At 58.3% G+C, this 18,342-nt stretch carries 14 protein-coding genes and 1 tRNA gene; 8 read left to right on the forward strand and 7 right to left on the reverse strand.

What is annotated here, in order from left to right:
• Nucleotides 1-114: 114 nt before the first annotated feature.
• The 3 genes from BLT54_RS10140 (at nt 115) to BLT54_RS10150 (ending at nt 2,226) form a co-directional block, all read left to right on the forward strand.
• A complete protein-coding gene (locus tag BLT54_RS10140) occupies nt 115-315 on the forward strand; it encodes a heavy-metal-associated domain-containing protein (RefSeq protein WP_074644539.1) in 201 nt (66 codons plus the stop codon).
• A 70-nt stretch (nt 316-385) separates the two neighbouring features.
• Nucleotides 386-1,234, forward strand: a complete 849-nt coding sequence (locus BLT54_RS10145) for a 2-dehydro-3-deoxygalactonokinase (RefSeq protein ID WP_176832865.1) — start codon at nt 386-388, stop codon at nt 1,232-1,234.
• On the forward strand, nt 1,231-2,226 hold the full coding sequence (locus tag BLT54_RS10150; RefSeq protein WP_074644544.1) for an aldose epimerase family protein: 996 nt from the start codon (nt 1,231-1,233) through the stop codon (nt 2,224-2,226). The genes BLT54_RS10145 and BLT54_RS10150 overlap by 4 nt, the downstream gene beginning before the upstream one ends.
• A 7-nt stretch (nt 2,227-2,233) precedes the next feature.
• Here BLT54_RS10150 and BLT54_RS10155 read toward each other — a convergent pair whose 3' ends face one another.
• Nucleotides 2,234-3,469 carry a urate hydroxylase PuuD gene (locus BLT54_RS10155; protein ID WP_074644547.1) on the reverse strand — a complete coding sequence of 412 codons (1,236 nt, stop codon included), beginning with the start codon at nt 3,467-3,469 and terminating at the stop codon, nt 2,234-2,236.
• A 4-nt stretch (nt 3,470-3,473) separates the two neighbouring features.
• The gene (uraH, locus tag BLT54_RS10160; protein ID WP_074644953.1) at nt 3,474-3,833 is read right to left on the reverse strand and encodes a hydroxyisourate hydrolase; all 360 of its coding nucleotides are present in this window, start codon (nt 3,831-3,833) and stop codon (nt 3,474-3,476) included.
• 151 nt (nt 3,834-3,984) lie between these two features.
• Between uraH and puuE the strand changes: the two genes are divergently transcribed.
• The 3 genes from puuE to BLT54_RS10175 are packed head-to-tail and all read left to right on the forward strand — an operon-like array spanning nt 3,985 to nt 6,733.
• Nucleotides 3,985-5,430: an allantoinase PuuE gene (gene puuE, locus BLT54_RS10165; RefSeq protein WP_074644550.1), complete on the forward strand. Its 1,446-nt coding sequence runs from the start codon at nt 3,985-3,987 to the stop codon at nt 5,428-5,430.
• On the forward strand, nt 5,427-6,254 hold the full coding sequence (locus BLT54_RS10170) for a bifunctional allantoicase/(S)-ureidoglycine aminohydrolase (RefSeq protein WP_074644552.1): 828 nt from the start codon (nt 5,427-5,429) through the stop codon (nt 6,252-6,254). Before puuE ends, BLT54_RS10170 begins: the two co-directional genes overlap by 4 nt.
• Nucleotides 6,254-6,733: an ureidoglycolate lyase gene (locus BLT54_RS10175; RefSeq protein ID WP_074644554.1), complete on the forward strand. Its 480-nt coding sequence runs from the start codon at nt 6,254-6,256 to the stop codon at nt 6,731-6,733. The genes BLT54_RS10170 and BLT54_RS10175 overlap by 1 nt, the downstream gene beginning before the upstream one ends.
• A 50-nt stretch (nt 6,734-6,783) precedes the next feature.
• On the opposite strand, the gene BLT54_RS10180 is transcribed toward BLT54_RS10175, so the two are convergent.
• Entirely contained in the window at nt 6,784-10,362 is a 3,579-nt protein-coding gene (locus BLT54_RS10180; protein ID WP_074644557.1) for a hydantoinase B/oxoprolinase family protein, read from the reverse strand.
• 195 nt (nt 10,363-10,557) lie between these two features.
• Between BLT54_RS10180 and BLT54_RS10185 the strand changes: the two genes are divergently transcribed.
• Nucleotides 10,558-10,634: transfer RNA gene (locus BLT54_RS10185), tRNA-Met, on the forward strand.
• Between the two features lie 169 nt (nt 10,635-10,803).
• Entirely contained in the window at nt 10,804-13,509 is a 2,706-nt protein-coding gene (locus BLT54_RS10190; protein WP_074644955.1) for a DUF2339 domain-containing protein, read from the forward strand.
• 24 nt (nt 13,510-13,533) lie between these two features.
• Here the strand turns inward: BLT54_RS10190 and BLT54_RS10195 are convergent, their stop codons facing one another.
• Genes BLT54_RS10195 through BLT54_RS10210 form a run of 4 tightly spaced genes read right to left on the reverse strand, consistent with a single transcriptional unit; the run spans nt 13,534 to nt 18,282 of the window.
• The gene (locus BLT54_RS10195) at nt 13,534-14,544 is read right to left on the reverse strand and encodes an ABC transporter ATP-binding protein (RefSeq protein WP_074644559.1); all 1,011 of its coding nucleotides are present in this window, start codon (nt 14,542-14,544) and stop codon (nt 13,534-13,536) included.
• Complete coding sequence (locus BLT54_RS10200; protein ID WP_074644561.1) at nt 14,544-15,830, reverse strand: MGH1-like glycoside hydrolase domain-containing protein; 1,287 nt, start codon at nt 15,828-15,830, stop codon at nt 14,544-14,546. The genes BLT54_RS10195 and BLT54_RS10200 overlap by 1 nt, the downstream gene beginning before the upstream one ends.
• Entirely contained in the window at nt 15,827-17,038 is a 1,212-nt protein-coding gene (locus BLT54_RS10205; RefSeq protein ID WP_074644563.1) for a carbohydrate ABC transporter permease, read from the reverse strand. The genes BLT54_RS10200 and BLT54_RS10205 overlap by 4 nt, the downstream gene beginning before the upstream one ends.
• Nucleotides 17,035-18,282, reverse strand: coding sequence for a carbohydrate ABC transporter permease (locus BLT54_RS10210; RefSeq protein ID WP_074644565.1), 1,248 nt, complete (start codon nt 18,280-18,282; stop codon nt 17,035-17,037). The genes BLT54_RS10205 and BLT54_RS10210 overlap by 4 nt, the downstream gene beginning before the upstream one ends.
• Nucleotides 18,283-18,342 lie beyond the last annotated feature (60 nt).

Here is an 18,342-nt window from a genome sequence, read left to right on the forward strand (position 1 = left end):
GCTCTGGCTTTTTGATCTATAGAGGTTAAGTAAGAGTCTGATACCATGAGGGCAAGGCACCACGCCGTGACATAGCGCCCTATCCCTCTTTCCTGTCTGCACGAGGTCAAATGAATGTCAGTCTTTTCCGTCCCCGATATGAGCTGCGGCCATTGCAAAGCCGCGATCACCGAAGCGCTTGAGGCCGTGGACGACACGGTTGAAATCTCTGTCGATATGGACGCGCGCCAGATTGACGTGTTTTCTGATGCGGGTGATGAGGCCATACTGAGCGCGCTGAACGCGGCTGGGTATCCGGCCATGTTAAAAAGCTAATCCACCGCCATTGCACCCTATCGCTCTGCGCGCTAACGCTGAGGTGAAGGGCAAAAGCATGGGGATGACAATGACCACGCCAGACTGGATTGCAGTCGATTGGACCGCGCTCGGTTTGACCATTTGGGGCATGGACGCAGAGGGCGCGGTTTTGACCAAGGCCAAGGCAGAGGCACCAGCCGACACCGCCGGGTTTGACGCCGCCCTCGCGACCATTTTGCGCGGGTGGGACATATCCCCCGACACGCCGATTGTGGCCGCTGGCCGCTTCGCCCACGCTCCCCGCGCAGTGCCCAATTTGGCGATGCCGGAGCATTTTTCCACCACCTCGCCGCTGTATTTTCCGGCCCTGTCCCAACAAGAGCCGCGCCATGTGACCCTTGGCATGGAAGCGGCGATTGCCGGGTTTGTGACCCAAAACCCCAAATTCGATGGCGTTTTATGCCTGCCCGGTGCGCGCATGACGGTTTGGGCGCATATCTCGGCCGAAGAGGTCGTGTCGTTTCGCTCGGTCGCAACCGGGCTGATCATGACCGGGCTGGCGCAGCAATCTGGATTTGACACGCTCCTGTCCGGCGATACCTTGGACGAAGCGATCTTTACGGATGCCGTTTCGGATGCAATGTCGAGACCTGAACAGGTCAGCTACCGCATCGCTTCGCTTGAAGCCGAAACCTATTTGGGCGATCTCCCCCCCGCCCGTGCCCGTTCCATCGCGCTTGGGCTTTTGATCGGGGCAGAATTGGCGGCGACCCGACCCTATTGGTTGGGCCAACCGATTGCACTGATTGGCGATGCCGATCTGCGCGCGCCTTATGGGCTGGCCTTGGATGCGCAATATGCCATGGTCAATGCCTATGACCGCGCGGGCATGGTACACGCCGGGCTTTACGCGGCTTTTAGGAAGGCATTCGGATGATTGCACCCTTTGGCACCACAAAAGCGGGGCGTCCGGTCGACCTCATCACCCTCAGCGCCGGGGATTTAACCGCCAAAATCCTCACCTTTGGCGGGATCCTGAATGATCTCCGCCTCAAGGATGTGCCTTATGGGCTGACGCTCGGATCGCCTGATCTGGCCGCTTATGACGGCGGGCCGATGGGCTATTTTGGCGCTTTGGTCGGGCCCGTGGCCAATCGGATTTCGGGGGCCTCTGCCACTCTGGACGGGCAGGTGTTTACCTTTGACGCCAATGAAGGCGGGACCACGCTGCATGGTGGTGCAAATGGGATGCATACCGAGATTTGGCAGATTGCCGATCACACCGACCGTTCGGTCACGCTGACGCTCACCCTGCCCGATGGCAAAGGCGGCTTTCCCGGCACGCGTCAGATCACCGCACAGTTTGAGATCGACGCCCCCGCGACCCTGCGCCTGCACCTTTCGGCCACAACAAATGCGCCGACCTTTATGAACATCGCCAACCATTCCTATTGGTCGCTGGATGGCCGCGCCACCACCGAGGGGCATTGGCTGAAACTCAACGCGGATCGCTATACGCCGGTCGATGCGCGGCTGATCCCGACCGGGGTGTGTGATGTGGCGGGCACCGGGTTTGACCTGCGCGAGGGCCGAGTTTTGCGGCCCTCAGACACCGAGCGTTATGATCACAATTTTTGCCTCTCGGATCAGCCGGGCGAGATGAAACAAGCCACTGTTCTCAAAGGCGAAACCGGGGTGAATCTGGTGATGGAGACGACGGAGCCGGGGCTACAGGTGTTTGACGCAGCGCCGATTGGCAGCGGCGATTTCCCCGGTCATCGCGGCGTGCCCGAGGTGGGGTTTTGTGGCCTGGCCTTGGAAGCACAACGCTGGCCCGATGCGCCGAACCAACCGGCGTTTCCTTCGGTGATTTTGCGCCCCGGTGAGACCTATACTCAGGAGACCCTTTGGCGGTTTTCGAAAGAGTGAGGCGGGATTAGCCCTCAAGCCCCGCCTCATACCATTTGCGGATCATCTCGCGGCTCTCGTCATCCATATAGGTCAGATTGTTCGGCGGCATGGCGTGAGTGACCCCGGCCTGAAGCCAAATCTCTTTCGCCATCGTCGCGATCTCTTGCGAGGTTTCCAAACGTACCCCTTTGGGCGGAGAAGCCATGCCCTGCCACACAGGTTCGCGCGCATGGCACATGGAGCAGTTGCCCAATACGATGTCATGCACCTCCTCGAACCCCTCTGCGCCCGCGAACCGCTGTGCCGCCGGGCCAAACACGGCGGCCTCGTCGCCATCCTCTTTGTCCTGAAGGAAAATCCCCGCCGTCGACAACCACATGATCGCCACGAACAAAGCCGCCGTCAGCCCCCATGTCCACCACAACATGCCACCGCGTTTGTGCATCGTGTTGAAGAAATGGCGGATCGTGACCCCCATCAAAAACACCAGCGCCGCGATGATCCAATTGTATTTGGACGCGAAGGCCAGCGGGTAGTGGTTGGACAACATCATGAACAACACCGGCAGCGTGAGGTAATTGTTATGGGTCGAGCGTTGCTTGGCGATTTTACCGTATTTCGGGTCCGGCGTGCGGCCTTCGACCAAATCTTTGACCACGATTTTCTGGTTCGGGATGATGATAAAAAACACATTGGCGGTCATCACCGTGGCCGTGAAGGCGCCAAGATGCAGGAAGGCGGCGCGCCCCGAGAACACTTGGGTGTAACCCCACGCCATGATCACAAGCACGACATAGAGAAACAGCATCAACCGCGTGTTGTCGTCGCCAAATTTGCTTTTGCAGACAAAATCATAGGCGATCCAGCCAATCGTCAGCGACGCCAGAGACAGCCCGATCCCGGCCCAAAGCGGCATGTCGAGCACATTGGGATCAACCAGATACAATTCCGCGCCGAGATAATAGACCACGAACATCAAGGCGACGCCCGACAGCCATGTCGCATAGCTTTCCCATTTGAACCAGATCAGATCGGCGGGCATGCGCGACGGTGCAACCATGTATTTTTGAATGAAATAAAAGCCGCCGCCATGGACCTGCCATTCTTCGCCAGACACGCCCTGACGGCGATCCGTGGAGGGCCGCAACCCCAAATCCAGTGCGATGAAATAAAACGACGAACCGATCCACGAGATCGCCGTGATCACATGAACCCAACGCAGGGCGAACTCGGCCCATTCCCAAAAAATCGCCATGAACATGCGCTCAGCTCCCCCGATAGGTCGAATAGCCAAAAGGTGATAACAACAACGGCACGTGGTAATGCGAAGTGGGGTCACTGATGCCGAAAAAGATCGGGATTATGTCCAAAAACAACGGCTCTTCTCCGCCCTGCCCTGAGGCGCGCAAATAGTCGCCCGCCAAAAAGATCAGCTCATAGGTTCCGGTTGAAAACGACTCTTTGGGCAGGATGGGACTGTCTGTTCGGCCATCTGCGTTGGTGATCATTTCCGCCAGAAGCTTGCGGTCACCACCACCCAAGTCATACAATCTGATCGTCAAGCCCGCGGCCGGAACACCGCGTGCAGTGTCCAAAACATGGGTGGTCAAAAACCCGGAAGTCATGTGTTTTTTGCTCATTTTCAATGCGTTTCTCAAAAAGGCTGGCCTATGATGGAGGAAAGGGCAATCAATCTTTTGCGCTTCCCCGACGGCAAACGTAGAAAAAACGAGCGAAAGCCTACCAATTAGTCAAAATTCACGAAGGCCTCTCAAAATGCAAAAAAATCCGCCGCGTTATGTCCGAAATATGCAGGGCTATGGGGCCAACGCGCCCGATCCGCAGTGGCCCGGCGGCGCGAAAGTCGCTGTACAATTTGTACTGAACTATGAAGAGGGCGGAGAGAATTGTGTGTTGCATGGCGATGCGGCCTCTGAGGCGTTTTTGTCTGATATTGCTGGAGCCGCCATGTGGCCCGGTCAGCGCCATTGGAACATGGAAAGCATCTATGAATACGGGGCGCGGGCCGGGTTTTGGCGGCTGCATCGCCTGTTCACCGGGGCCAACATCCCGGTGACGATTTACGGCGTCGCCACCGCCTTGGCGCGCAGCCCGGAACAGGTCGCAGCGATGCAGGACGCCGGTTGGGAAATTGCCTCGCATGGCCTCAAGTGGGTCGAACACAAGGACATGCCCGAAGCCGACGAGCGCGCCGCCATTGCCGAAGCGATCCGCCTGCACACAGAGGTCACCGGAGAACGCCCCTATGGTTGGTACACCGGACGCTGTTCGGAAAACACCGTGCGTTTGGTCGCCGAAGAAGGTGGGTTCGACTATATCTCGGACACTTATGATGACGACCTGCCCTATTGGATCGAGGTCGGCGCACGTGATCAGTTGATCATCCCCTATACGCTCGAGGCCAATGACATGCGCTTTGCCACCGCCCCCGGATATATCACCGGCGAACAGTTTTTCACCTACCTCAAAGACGCCTTTGATGTGCTCTATGCCGAAGGATCTGAGGCGACGCCGAAAATGATGAACATCGGATTGCATTGCCGCCTGATCGGCCGCCCCGGCAAACTCGCAGGCCTTAAGAAGTTCATTGACTATATCCAAGGGTTTGATGGCGTTTGGACGCCGAAGCGCATCGACATTGCGCGGCATTGGGCCAAGACCCATCCACATGCCCGCACACCCCGTCCAAGTCAGATGACGCGCGAAGAGTTCGTTGGCACATTTGGCAGCATCTATGAGCATTCCCCATGGATCGCCGAACGCGCCTTTGATCTGGAACTCGGGCCTGCTCATGACAGTGCCATTGGGATCCATTCCGCACTGTTTCGCATGTTCCGCTCGGCCTCTGAGGCGGAGAAACTCGGCGTTTTGACGGCGCATCCTGACCTCGCCGGAAAACTCGCCGCCGCCAAACGCCTCACGGCGGAAAGCACGGCAGAGCAAGCCTCCGCCGGATTGGATGCCTTGACCGACGATGAACGCACCACTTTCGAACGCCTCAATTCGGATTACACCGAAAAATTCGGCTTCCCCTTTATCATCGCCGTGAAAGACAATACCAAAGACAGCATCCTTGCGGCGTTCAAAACCCGGTTGAACCACGCACGTGACACCGAATTCTCTAGGGCCTGCGCCCAAGTCGAACGCATCGCTTGGCACCGTCTGGTCGACCTGTTTAACACCATGGAACACCCTGAATGACCTACGCCTTCCCCCCCGGCGGCTTGCCCTCTCAACGTGAAAACCCCGAAAGTGTGGCCATCTTTACAACGGCTTACGCGGTCATCCCCGCCTCAGTACAACGCGATATTGTCACCAGCTTTCTGCCGGGATGGAATGGTATGCGCATGTGGATTTTGGCGCGCCCGATGACGGGCTTTTCCGAAACCTTTGCCCAATATGCGGTCGAATTGGCCCCCGGCGGCGGCACCTCGGAACCTGAGCCGGATCGCTCAGCCCAGGCGGTGATCTTTGTGGCCTTTGGCGAGCTGCGCCTCTCGATCGGCGGCGCGCGCTCGACCCTCACGGCGGGGCATTTCGCCTATATCCCCGCAGGCGCGGTTTGGGAGATTTGGAACACCTCCGAAACACCCTGCGGCTTTCACTGGATCCGCAAACGCTTTGAACATATCGCAAGCCTCAACCCGCTCGAAGCCTTCACCGTGCACGAAACCGACGTCCCCAAAAGCGAGATGCCCGATTGCGATGGTGTATGGGCGACACAGCGGTTTTTTGACCCTTTCGATCTGCGCTACGACTTCCACGTCAATATCGTCAATATCCTGCCCGGTGGCCGCATTCCTTTTGCCGAAACTCATGTGATGGAACACGGGCTTTATGTGCTCTCGGGCACGGCGAAATATTTGCTAAACAAAGATTGGGTCGAGGTCGGACCCGGTGATTTCATGTGGTTGCGCGCCTTTTGCCCGCAGGCCTGTATTGCCACAGGCGATGCGCCGTTTCGCTATCTTTTGTACAAAGACGTGAACCGCCATGTCTCGCTTGAACTTGCGGGCCACCGCTGATGAGCCGCGAGATCACAATCGCGCCTTTGACAACCGTGGCTTTCGCGCCCTACGGCGATGTCTTGGAGGCCCGCGGCGCGCCCGACAAACTCATCAACGCGGGTAAATGCGGGCGATTTCACGACCGCGCGAAGGTGGACGTTTTGGAGGCACGCGTTGGCATCTCGATCTTCAAAGCTGATCTGCGCGCTCTGCCCTATACGTTTGATTTGATTGAAAGACATCCCGAGGGATCACAAGCGTTCATCCCGATGTCGGATGATCCGTTTTTGGTGATCGTCTCAGATGGGCCGGAAGCCACGCCCAAAGCGTTTCTGACGGATGGTAATCAGGCGATCAATTTTCACCGGGGCACATGGCACGGGGTTTTGACGCCACTGTCCGGTAATGGGTTGTTCGCCGTGGTCGACCGCATCGGGGAGACGCCGAATTTGGAAGAACATTCCTTTGAGACGCCTTGGGTGGTGACGCGCGGCTGAGGGTCGGGCCTCCGGCGCGAGTATTTTTCTGCAATGAAAACAGGGGGCGGCTAGGCACCAAAGCCCCCGCCCCCCGGCGTTTCCATGACAAAGATTCCGCCCTCAGGCAGATCAATTTCATCGTTGCCTTGCAAATCGACGCGGGTGCCATCGGGCAGTTCGGCCCAGTTGCGGCCCACCTGCCCCGGCGCGCCCCCCGCCACACCAAAAGGCGGGATGACCCGGTGTGAGGACAGCGTTGTGACCGTCACCGGCTCCAGAAATTGCATCCGCCGCACCGCACCATTGCCGCCATGATGCGCGCCCGCACCCCCCGATCCCGCACGGATGGAAAACGCCAACAGCCGGACGGGAAAGCGCGATTCCAACACTTCGGGATCGGTCATTCGCGTGTTGGTCATATGGCTTTGCACCGCGTCGCACCCATCAAAATCCAGGCCAGCGCCGGTGCCGCCCGCAATGGTTTCGTAGTTTTGAAACCGGTCATTGCCCCAGACAAAATTGTTCATCGTGCCTTGTGATCCGGCAATCACGCCAAGCGCCCCAAACAGCGCATTACAGGCGGCTTGCGACACTTCGGTGTTGCCCGCGATCACGGCGGCGGGGGCGCGCGGGTTGAGCATGGACCCCTCGGGCACATGGATCGTCAGTGGCGTGAGACAGCCCTCATTCAGCGGGATATTTTTGCCCACCAGCGTGCGAAACACATAAAGCACAACGGCGCGCGAAATCGACAAGGGCGCGTTGAAATTACCCCCTTGTTGCGGCGAGGTTCCGGTAAAATCGACGGTGGCGGAGCGGGTGTCACGATCCACCGTGATGGCCACCTGGATCTGTGCCCCACTGTCCATCGGATAGGTGAATGCGCTATCCGAGAGGCGATCAATCACGGCGCGCACAGAGGCCTCCGCATTGTCTTGGACGTGCTGCATATAGGCGGTGACAGTGGCCGCGCCATAGCGTGAGATCACCCCCATCAAGGCGCGTTTCCCGGTCTCATTGGCGGCCACTTGCGCCTGAAGATCGGCGATGTTTTGATCCATGTTGCGCGCCGGGTAGCGACCAGAGGCCAAGATGCGGCGCAGATGCGCCTCTTGGAACACGCCGCCTTTAAGCAGGCGTGTGTTCTCAATCACGACGCCTTCATCTTCGAGGCTGTGACTGTCTGGCGGCATCGAGCCGGGGGTGCGGCCACCGACATCGGCATGATGCCCGCGCGAGCCAAGCCAAAACGCGGGTTTTCCGTCCAAAAATACCGGCGTAACCACAGTGATGTCGGGCAAATGCGTACCGCCACGATAGGGAGAGTTAAGCACGAAAGCGTCGCCCTCCGCTGCGTCTGGATTGAGCCGCATGACGGTTTGGATGCTGTCGGACATCGACCCCAAATGCACCGGAACATGCGGCGCGTTGGCGACCAAATGGCCCTGTGCGTCAAAGATGGCACAAGAGAAATCGAAGCGCTCTTTGATGTTCACCGACCATGCGGTGTTGGCCAAGGTCGCGCCCATTTGATCCGCCACGGACATGAACAAATTCGACATGACTTCGAGCAGGATCGGATCGGCGTCTGTGCCCACAGCGGCCACGCGGGCGGCGGCAGTGTCGCGGGTCAAAATGAGGTTGCCGAGCCGATCCAAACGCACCGACCAACCGGGCTCGACGAGATTGGTTCCGGTTGGTTCAGAAACGATAGCTGGACCAACGACAACGCTGTCTTGGGCCAGCGTTTGACGGTCATACAGCGGCACCTCGCCCCAACCTTCGGCACGGACCGTGACATGTGCTTTGGCTCTGACCTCACCAGTCGGCATCGGCAGTGCCGAGGGCGCTTCGCCGGTGTCACCGATGGCTTCAACAGCGATCATATCTAGGATGAGATCACGGCCCGGAGGCGCAAATCCAAAGCGGGCTTTGTGCGCCTTTTCAAAAGCTTGTGACATATCTGAAGCGGCGCCAAAAGGCACATCAAGGGTTTGATGTGAACCTGTATAGCGCAGGTGGGCGCGGGTGAGGGTTCGGATGTTTGACAGGCCTTGGGCGGCGACTTCGGCCTCTGCCTCGGCCTGCAACCGAGCGACTATGGCCTCAGCCGGGGCAAGCTCCGAGAGCGGACAATCCGCCTGTGCCTCCCGCAGGGCGCGAATGTCGGCCAAGCCCATGCCATAGGCCGAAAGCACACCTGCAAACGGATGGATCAGCACCCGCGTCATGCCCAAAGCGTCAGCCACCAGACAGGCGTGTTGCCCACCCGCGCCACCGAAACATTGCAAGGTATACTCGCTGAGATCATGACCCCGCTCGACCGAAATTTTCTTGATCGCATTGGCCATATTATCGACCGCAATTTTTAGGAAGCCTTCGGCGACCTGTTCAGGGTTCAGCGATTGGCCGGTGGCGGCGTTGATCTCTTGGGTCAGGGCCGCAAAGCCGCGCTGGGTCGCCGCCAGATCAAGCGGCTCATTGCCATCCGGGCCAAAGACATGCGGGAAATGATCCGGTGACAGTTTGCCCAAAAAGACGTTGCAATCGGTGACTGTCAGCGGCCCGCCGCGACGGTAAGAGGCAGGACCGGGATCGGCCCCGGCAGACTCTGGTCCGACCTGAAACCGACCATCACGAAAGGTGCAAATCGACCCACCGCCCGCCGCGACGGTGTGAATGTCCATCATCGGTGCGCGCATTCGAACGCCTGCGACTTCGGTCTCAAAGGAGCGCTCATAGAGCCCCGCGTAATGGGACACATCGGTGGAAGTGCCGCCCATGTCAAAGCCGATGAGACGATCAAACCCCGCCGCCTCGCCCGTGCGCACCATGCCAACAATGCCGCCCGCCGGGCCAGAGAGGATGGCATCGCGGCCTTGAAACAGGGCGGCATCCGTGAGACCGCCATTCGATTGCATGAACAACAACCGTTCACAGGCGTGGCCCAGAGAAAGCGCCGATGCGACCTGATCGACATAGCGGCGCAGAATGGGCGAGAGATAGGCGTCAACCACAGTGGTATCACCGCGCGAGACCAGTTTGGCGAGGCGGGACACCTCGTGAGAGGTGGAGATTTGCGTGTAGCCAATGGCGCGGGCAATGTCGGCCACGCGAGCCTCGTGATCGGGGGTCAGATAGGCGTGGAGAAAGGCGATGGCGACCGCACGCAAACCCGCGTCATAGCCTGCTTGAAGCGCGGCGCGTGTGGCCTCTTCGTCCAACGGAGTGACCACGCCGCCATTGGCATCAAGGCGTTCGGGAACCTCAGCCACCTGTTCGTACAAAAGATCAGGCCGCTTGATATGAAGGGCAAACAGATCGGGTCGGGTTTGATAGCCGATCCGCAGAAGGTCGCGGAAACCTTCGGTCATAAGGAGTAAAACCCGCTCGCCTTTGCGCTCCAAAAGCGCGTTGGTGGCAACCGTTGTGCCCATTTTAACGGCGCGAATGCAGCCTTGGGGAATCGTGTCATCAAAGCTCAGGCCAAGCAGATCGCGAATGCCCTGTTCCGCCGCATCGACATACCGTTCGGGGTTGTTGGACAGCAGTTTATGGGTGTGCAATGTCCCATCCGGTGCGCGCCCGACGACATCGGTAAACGTGCCGCCGCGATCAATCCAAAACTCCCACTGTGCCGCGCTCATCCGTCGAAATCCCGCCCTGATTATCGTCCTTTGACCGAACCTATTGGATCATCTCCCAGGCAACAAGCCGACAGCGCAACAGACCGTCACGGATCCCGAAAATCAGATCGGGATTGGAATGCACAATTTGTTCGGGATCCGGCGCAATTTCCCTCTTGACCCCCTGCGCCCGACCGACTAACTACGCGGCACTTCGGCGGTGTAGCTCAGTTGGTTAGAGCAGCGGAATCATAATCCGCGTGTCCGGGGTTCGAGTCCCTGCACCGCCACCATCCCTCCCAAGTCAAAACTTATATCAACCACCCGATAAATAGGGGCCAGGCCCAAAATATCACGACGCAGGACAAAGCCTGCCTCGTCAGCCTGACCCGCCTCAGGTCTAGACTTTCATAAAAACCTCTGCTCAAACACTATGATGTTTTTCATATGTGGAATGGGTCTTTGGAAGCTTTACTTGTTATTCTTGCTGTTTTGGTTGCCGCAACGCCAATCGCCGTTATTTATCTTTTGATCTCTAACGCCAATTTGAAAAAGCGCCTCACAGCTCTTGAAACGCCCCTGCGCAACGGCGAGGGCACCGCTTTGGTCCAAGCCACATCTGCGCCCCATGATCTTGCGCCCACGGCCTCAAACGCACCGCTGGGCCCTAAAAACTTAGTCGAGCCACAAACAGACACGGTCGCCTCAGCCGAAGCTCCGGTTCAACCGGCCGCCGAAGCCCCCTCGCAAGCCGTCGTGTTTAATGCGGAAAACGTGCAGGCTTTGGTCACATGGGTCACGAAAAACTGGTTCTATGTGGCCTCCGCCGTCTCCTTGGCGTTGGCCGGTATTTTCCTTGTGATCTACAGTGTGGAACAGGGCCTTTTGCCTGCCTCCGTGCGGATCACCGCCGCCTTTGTGTTCGGCGGAGCCTTGGTCGCGGCCGGAGAATATATTCGCAGGCGTCATGGCGACGATGAAAGCAGTAGCACCGCCTATTTGCCATCGACCTTCTCGGGCGCGGGGATTGTCACCCTCTTTGCCTCCGTGCTTGCCGCCCGCCTGTTGTACGATTTCATCAGTCCAGAAGTGGCGCTGATTGGCATGGCGATCGTTGGGGCTTTGGCGCTGATTTTGGGGTGGTTTTACGGCCCGTTTTTGGCCGCTGTCGGCGTGATTGGGGCGATGATTGCGCCCTTTATCATCGGCGGGGCCTCTGACACCCCGTCCTTCTTATTGTTGTATTTCTTCATCATTTCAGCCGTTGGGCTGGCGATTGACACCCTGCGCCGCTGGGCGTGGGTGTCGGTCATCTCCTTGGTTGCGGGGTTTGGCGCAGGCACGATGCTGATGCTTTCAGCCGGTTGGCCGGTGCCACTCTATTTCACGATGTACTGCGCGGCCTTGGCGGGGATCGCGATTGCCATTCCCGTGCGCAAATGGATGCCAGATCATGCCGGAACCCTGCTTAGCCTGACCGTTTTCTCCAGAGAAAACGACATCGCCTGGCCCGAATTTCCTGTACGCCTTGCAGGCGGCGCAGTCCTCGCGGCGAGCAGCCTCATTCTCTTTACCGCACTTGAAACCGCGCACACCGATCTGTTTTGGGCGGCTGTCGCCATGCTGTCTCTGCTCACGCTTGCGATCCTGATTTGGGCCCGCAAAGCATCCGCACTTGTGGACTTGGCCGTTCTGCCCGCAGTGGCTCTGATTGCGATTGTCGCCTCGGGCGCGCCGCTGTGGCAGATGTCGCAAGACCTAGGCTCTGACTTTCAGGCACCTCAAATGTCCCTCATGGCAAGTATCATCGTGGCCATCGGGCTTTTGCTGTCGATCTCTGGCGCGTGGCGATCACTGCAAAACGGTCCGGCGCAGATGTTTGTCGCCTTGGGGGCTGCCACCTTGGCCCCCGCTTTGGCCATCGCAATGGAGGTGTTTTGGCACCCCGCCGACAGTCTGGGCACCTATGCCTGGGCGCTACATGCGATGATCATTGGCGCGGTCATGATCGGCATGGCGGAACGGTTTGCCCACGCTGACGGCCCCGAGCACCGCGAACGCATGTCCTTTGCCATCCTGTCCGCCTTGGCCTGTATCGCCTTTGCGATGATCATTATGTTCAGCTCCAGCGCCCTGACCACCGCCATCGCACTGACGATTGTGGCGGCGGCTTGGCTGGATCGGAAATTCAACCTGCCGCTGATGAGCCTCTATAGTCTCGCGGGCGTTGTCTTCGTCGGCTATCGTTTGGTGGTCGATCCGGGCAAAGACTGGGCGATTGAAGCCCCGCTTGCGGATATGCTGTTGTCCCATGGCGGCGCGGTTGTGGCCTTTGCTGTGTCCTATGTTTTGGTGAAAGCCGCACAGCGTCAAAACGCCATGATCTTGTTGGAAAGCGCCGTGTTTTCCTCGCTTGGCATCCTTGTGTCGATCCTGCTCTATCGCGCCATCGTCAGCCTAAGCGGCGTCAACGATGTGGACAGCCATTGGGCCTTTGGCATCGGCGCGACGATTTGGATTGTGCTGGGCATGGCGCAACTGCACCGGGTGCAAATCGGCGGGGCTTTTGCCATGGTTCGTCTCGGCCTTGGGAGCCTCTTTGTGTTGCTCGGTGGCTTCCTTGTCCTGCTGGCAATCACCGTATCAAACCCGCTGTTTGACTCCTATTCCAACCTCATTTTGGGACCGAAGATTTTCAATACGCTGATCCCGGCCTACCTGTTGCCAGCCCTCGCCCTCGGCGCCGGAGCATGGCGTTTGCGCATGATCTCAAAGCCACAAAAGAGGGCAGTCCTTGGCACCGCTTTGGCGCTTGGCGGGTTGTGGTTGGTGCTGACGATACGCCATTTCTGGCGGGGGGCTGTTGGAATGGAATGGCCCGGAATGGATCAACCGGAACTCTACAGCTACACCGTCGCATTGCTGGTGATCGGCGCGGGCGTGTTTTATCAATCCCTCGCCCGCCCCAACGCCACGCTCCGCAAAGCCGGATTGGTGTTCATCGGTCTCGCGGTGGCCAAGGTTTTCTTCTTGGACATCAGCGGCCTCGGGGGTCTCATCCGCATCTTCTCATTGCTGTTCTTGGGACTTTCCCTGGCGGGTCTTGCCTGGCTCAACCGTTGGGCGGCGGCGCGCACTGAGACCGCCCCTCTCGCCAAGGACGAGTAGGGGCGTCGCCAGTGTGCGGGCACCTTAGCGAATGGCAAGCCCCTCTGCGTCAAACAGATGGGTGCGGCCTTCGGCGAATTTCAGACCGACCTTTTCACCCGGTTGATGCGCCGCATCGCCCAGATCGCGGATGGTCATTTGGCCCGCGCCGTTTTCGGCGTCGATGATGACATAGGTGTCGGCCCCCAGATATTCGACCACATCGACCACACCGTCAATGTCGCCCTGCCCTGCGGGCACGATGGTGATGTGTTCGGGGCGCACCCCGAAATCTTTGGCCGCCTCCCCCAGTCCCACGGCGGTGGCCGGGATCACATTCATTTTGGGCGAGCCGATGAATTGCGCCACGAACAGGTTGCCGGGGCGTTCATAAAGCTCTTTCGGCGATCCGACCTGCGCGATTTTGCCCGCTTCCAAAACCACGATGCGATCCGCCAAAGTCATGGCTTCGACCTGATCATGGGTCACATAAATCATCGTCGAGGCCAGCGACCGGTGCAGTTTCGCCAATTCATAGCGCATCTCGACCCGAAGGGCTGCATCCAGATTTGACAGTGGTTCGTCAAACAAAAACGCGGTCGGATCGCGCACGATGGAACGCCCGATGGCAACCCGTTGACGTTGACCCCCGGAGAGGTCTTTGGGTCGCCGGTCCATGTAATCGGTCAGCTTGAGCACATGCGCGGCCTCATCGACCTTTTGAGCGATGAGGTCTTTCGGCTCGCCCGCCGATTTGAGCGCAAAACCCACATTATCGCGCACCGACATATGCGGATAAAGCGCGTAGGATTGAAACACCATGGCAAGGCCACGCTTGGACGGGGGCTCCGACGTGGCATCGCGATCGCCGACAAAGATTTTCCCGCGCGAGGTTTCCTCCAACCCCGCAATCATCCGCAACAGAGTGGATTTCCCGCACCCTGACGGGCCGACGAAAATGATGAATTCGCCCTCTTTGATTTTAAGATCAACACCTTTGATCACCTGAATAGTGCCGAACCATTTCTCGACGGCCTGAAGTTCGATGCTTGCCATTACTCTGTCTCCTTGCCTGCCATCTGAACATGCGCGCGGCCTTTGCCGCACCATGTCAGCCAAACCGCGGCGGTCCAGCCAAAGGACGCACCACCACAGGGCGTGCCGTCCAATGGGTCATAATATTCCCAAAATCCGCCCGCCTCGATCAACGCGGCGGTCTCGTTGCGCAGGCGTGTTTCGGCCTCATTCCGCCCCATGTCGGTCAACCCCATGGCGATCAGGGAATTGACCACCGGCCATGTCGGCCCGCGCCAATACCGCCTTGGATCAAAGCGCTCCGACTCCGGGTCGGCGGAGGGCACACCAAATGTCACCTTGTCCCAAATCCGGGCAAAATGCGCATCCAGGGCCGGGCGAGACACCCCCGCGAAATAGGCCAGAAACGCGCCTGAGCCGAGCACATTGGCGGACTGGCCCGTGCGCAGGTCATAGGCGTCAAACCACCCTTTTTCGGCGTTCCATAGCTTTGAAGCTCCCTCGCGAAGCTGGTCTTGTTGCGCGCTCAAATCGGCGGTGTCTTCGCCCAAAATCCGGCCAATTTCGATCAGATCAGAGAAAGCCCGCAACAGCACAAAGGTGATGCCGGGATCAGCCATCAAAAACGGCCCGTCCTCATACATCGCGCGATCATCCCAGTTGACAGAACGGCCAAAGGCCAGGATCGCGAGATAGCGGTCATAATCCCATTTCAACGGGCGTTCATCGGCATTCACATGGCCAGTGTCGCGGCGGGTGTAGGGATCATCTTCATTGATCTGAACCCCTTCCATGCCAATGTCCCAATCCGGGCAATTGTCGCGCCCGGATTCCCACGGATGGATGATGGCCACCGGCCCATCTTTGCAGCGCTCGCGCATCCACCACGCGTGCCACGCGACCAGCTTTGGGTAGAGCGTTTTGAGATGCGGCAGGCCCGCTTTTGGGTCCATCTCGTAGAGTTTCAAAATCAATGTCGCGGCCACGGGAGGTTGCGAAATCCCAGAGGTCGGCGGCGTCTGCGTTGCGCCCCAAACGACCGGACCGGGAAAGTAATCCGGGTCGGGATTGTGGAAAATGATATGCGGGACCATGCCCGTATCCCATTGAGACGCAAACAAAAGATTGACCTCTTGCCACGCGCGCACACGGTCAAACGTGCCATAGCCCCAAGCCGAAAACATGCTGTCCCAATTCCATTGATAAGGGTACAGCCGCGCCGTTGGAATGGTGTAGCCGCCACGATCATTGCCCAAAAGGACAGCGCGCGCCGCTTGATCAATGGGGTTTTCGATTGCCGATGTCATCCTTTGACACTCCCTGCCGTGAGGCCTTTGGTCATGAATCTTTCCAGGCCTAAAAACAGCGCCATGATCGGCACCGTCGCGATGACCGACCCGGCCATCAGGTGTTGGCGCGGAATTTCAGACGAGTTGAGCGAGGCAATGCCGCGCGTGAGGGTGAATTTGGATGGATCATCCAAGAGCATGAAGGCCAAAAGGAATTCGTTCCAGGCGATCATAAAGACGTAAAGCGACACCGAAGCGAGCGCGGGCAGCGAGAGCGGCAGAGTGATTTTCCAGATCACCTGAAGCCGCGACAGACCGTCCATCAACCCCGCCTCTTCGATCTCTGCGGGCAGACCACGAAAATAGCCTTGGAGCATGTAAAGCGCCACCGGGATGGTCGTGACCGGATAGATCATCACGATGCCGGTGATCGAATTGCGCAGCCCCATCATCGAAAAGCCGATGTAGATCGGCAGCGCCAAAACGATCATAGGCACCATGTAAATCAACAAGATAGAGCGCGAAAATGCCACTTGCCCACGAAACCGAAGTCGCGCCACAGCATAGGCGCCGGGAATGGCAAAGGCCAAGGTGATCAGAACCGTGAGCACCGAAATGTAAAAGGAGGTCCACATGTAAGAGCCGAAATTGAACTCTGTCATCAGCTCGGTATAGGATCGAAACAGCCCCCAGCCCTGCGACAGATCAATCGAGAAATCGAGCGGATTTTGCATCAGCTGCGATTGATTTTTGAGGCTGGTCATCACCATGACATAGAAGGGAATGACGACGATGGCGGTGAAGAAAATATAGCCAAACCCTTTGAGTGCCATGATCACAGCGCCCTCGAATTCATGCCGCGTGAGCGCCCCCATGGGCAGGTCTTCGAGAAAACGCACCATCGGCCAGCCGATCCCAACGCCCAAAAACAGCGCCGCAGCCAGCCGCGCAATCAGGGAGACATTTCCGGTCAAAACCGGACCGATCCCGAGGCTCAGTGCGGCGAAATAAACGACGCAAAATGCCGCCACGACAACACGCATATGCCCCCGCCCAACCAGTACAAACCCGGTGAGACCGCCAAAGAGCAGGGACCACAACAGCGACGGGCGAAACGCCTCGCCTGTGACAAAACTCATCGCCACCGCAACCGTGACAGCAACGACAAAGGTCCAAAGCGCGCCCAAAAGCGGGCCGGTGAGAGATCCGAACCGGAGCATCTTCATAGCCCTTCCTCCTTTGAGATGACTTTGAAAAAGAACACGGAGAACAACAGAAGACAGGCGAAAATCACCACGGCCACCGCCGCCCCCGCGCCGATGTTGGACACGGCAAAGGCCTGTTCATAGACATTGACGGTCAAAACCCGCGTGCCGGCATTGCCGCCCGTCAAAAGGAAAATGTCATCGAATTTGTTGAAGGTCCAAATGAAGCGCAACAGGAACAGCACCGAAAGAATGCCCAACAGTTGCGGCATCGACAGATACCAAAACTGTTGAAACGGTGACGCGCCATCCATGTCAGCCGCCTCATACATATCGGTCGGGATGGATTGCATCCGGGCCAAAATGAACAGGAACGACAGCGGAAAATAGCGCCAAATCTCAAACAAAGTGACCATGATCAGCGCCAAAGGCCGCTCGCCAAAGAAATTGATCGCGCCTTCGGTGACGCCCATTTGGATCAAAAGCGCATTGGCGGAGCCGGAGAACGGATCAAACAAAAGAATCCACGCAAAGGCCACGGCGATGACGGGCGCTACATAGGGGAACAGGTACAACCCGCGCAAAATGCCTTGGCCCCGGAACGAATGATTGAGCAAGAGCGAGGCAAAGAGCCCCATGATCATCGCGCCCAATGTGCCGAAGATGGTGTAAAATAAGGTCACTCCCAACACCGACCAGAATTCGCCACCGTCAAAGACGGATACAAAATTCTTAAACGTAAAATCACCATTTGTGAGGACAAAGGAAGCCTGTCCATCCACCTTAACGGGGCTGGCCTCAACGTCGGTGGCTTGGTCAAAAAACGCCTGTTCGGTCACGACGGGGATGGTCAATGTGTCACGAAACCCGCCGTCCCAATCGCCCATATCACAGCGCAGCATCTCGTCCGAAACCGTACAGCGCGGATCAAGATCACCCACAATGCTCAGACCTACAGGCCAGCTATCGGTAAGCGTGACCCCGGTGATTTCAGATTTGGGAGAGGAGTTGCGCAAACGGTAGCGCAACGTCGCTTCATCCCCCGCCACGCTGGGTTTGCCGCGCAAATCCTCGCGCACAATGGCCTCTGGCGCCCGCAAATCGGACAGCGAGACGGGTTTGACCGAAATCCAGAAGATTGCCAAAAGCGGCAGGATCACCACAAGAGAAACGGCGGTAATGGTTGGGGCCAAAAGCCCCCAGGCAAGGCGCGCCTCGGTCCGGGCCAATGGTCCGGCCCCGCGCGGAGGTCCGATGTCCGACATGGTGTAACCCCGTGTCCGGTGTAAGAAAAAGCGGGGCAATCTGGCCGCCCCGCAGGAGAT

The sequence above is a fragment of the Celeribacter baekdonensis genome, from assembly GCF_900102315.1.
Classification (GTDB): domain Bacteria; phylum Pseudomonadota; class Alphaproteobacteria; order Rhodobacterales; family Rhodobacteraceae; genus Celeribacter; species Celeribacter baekdonensis.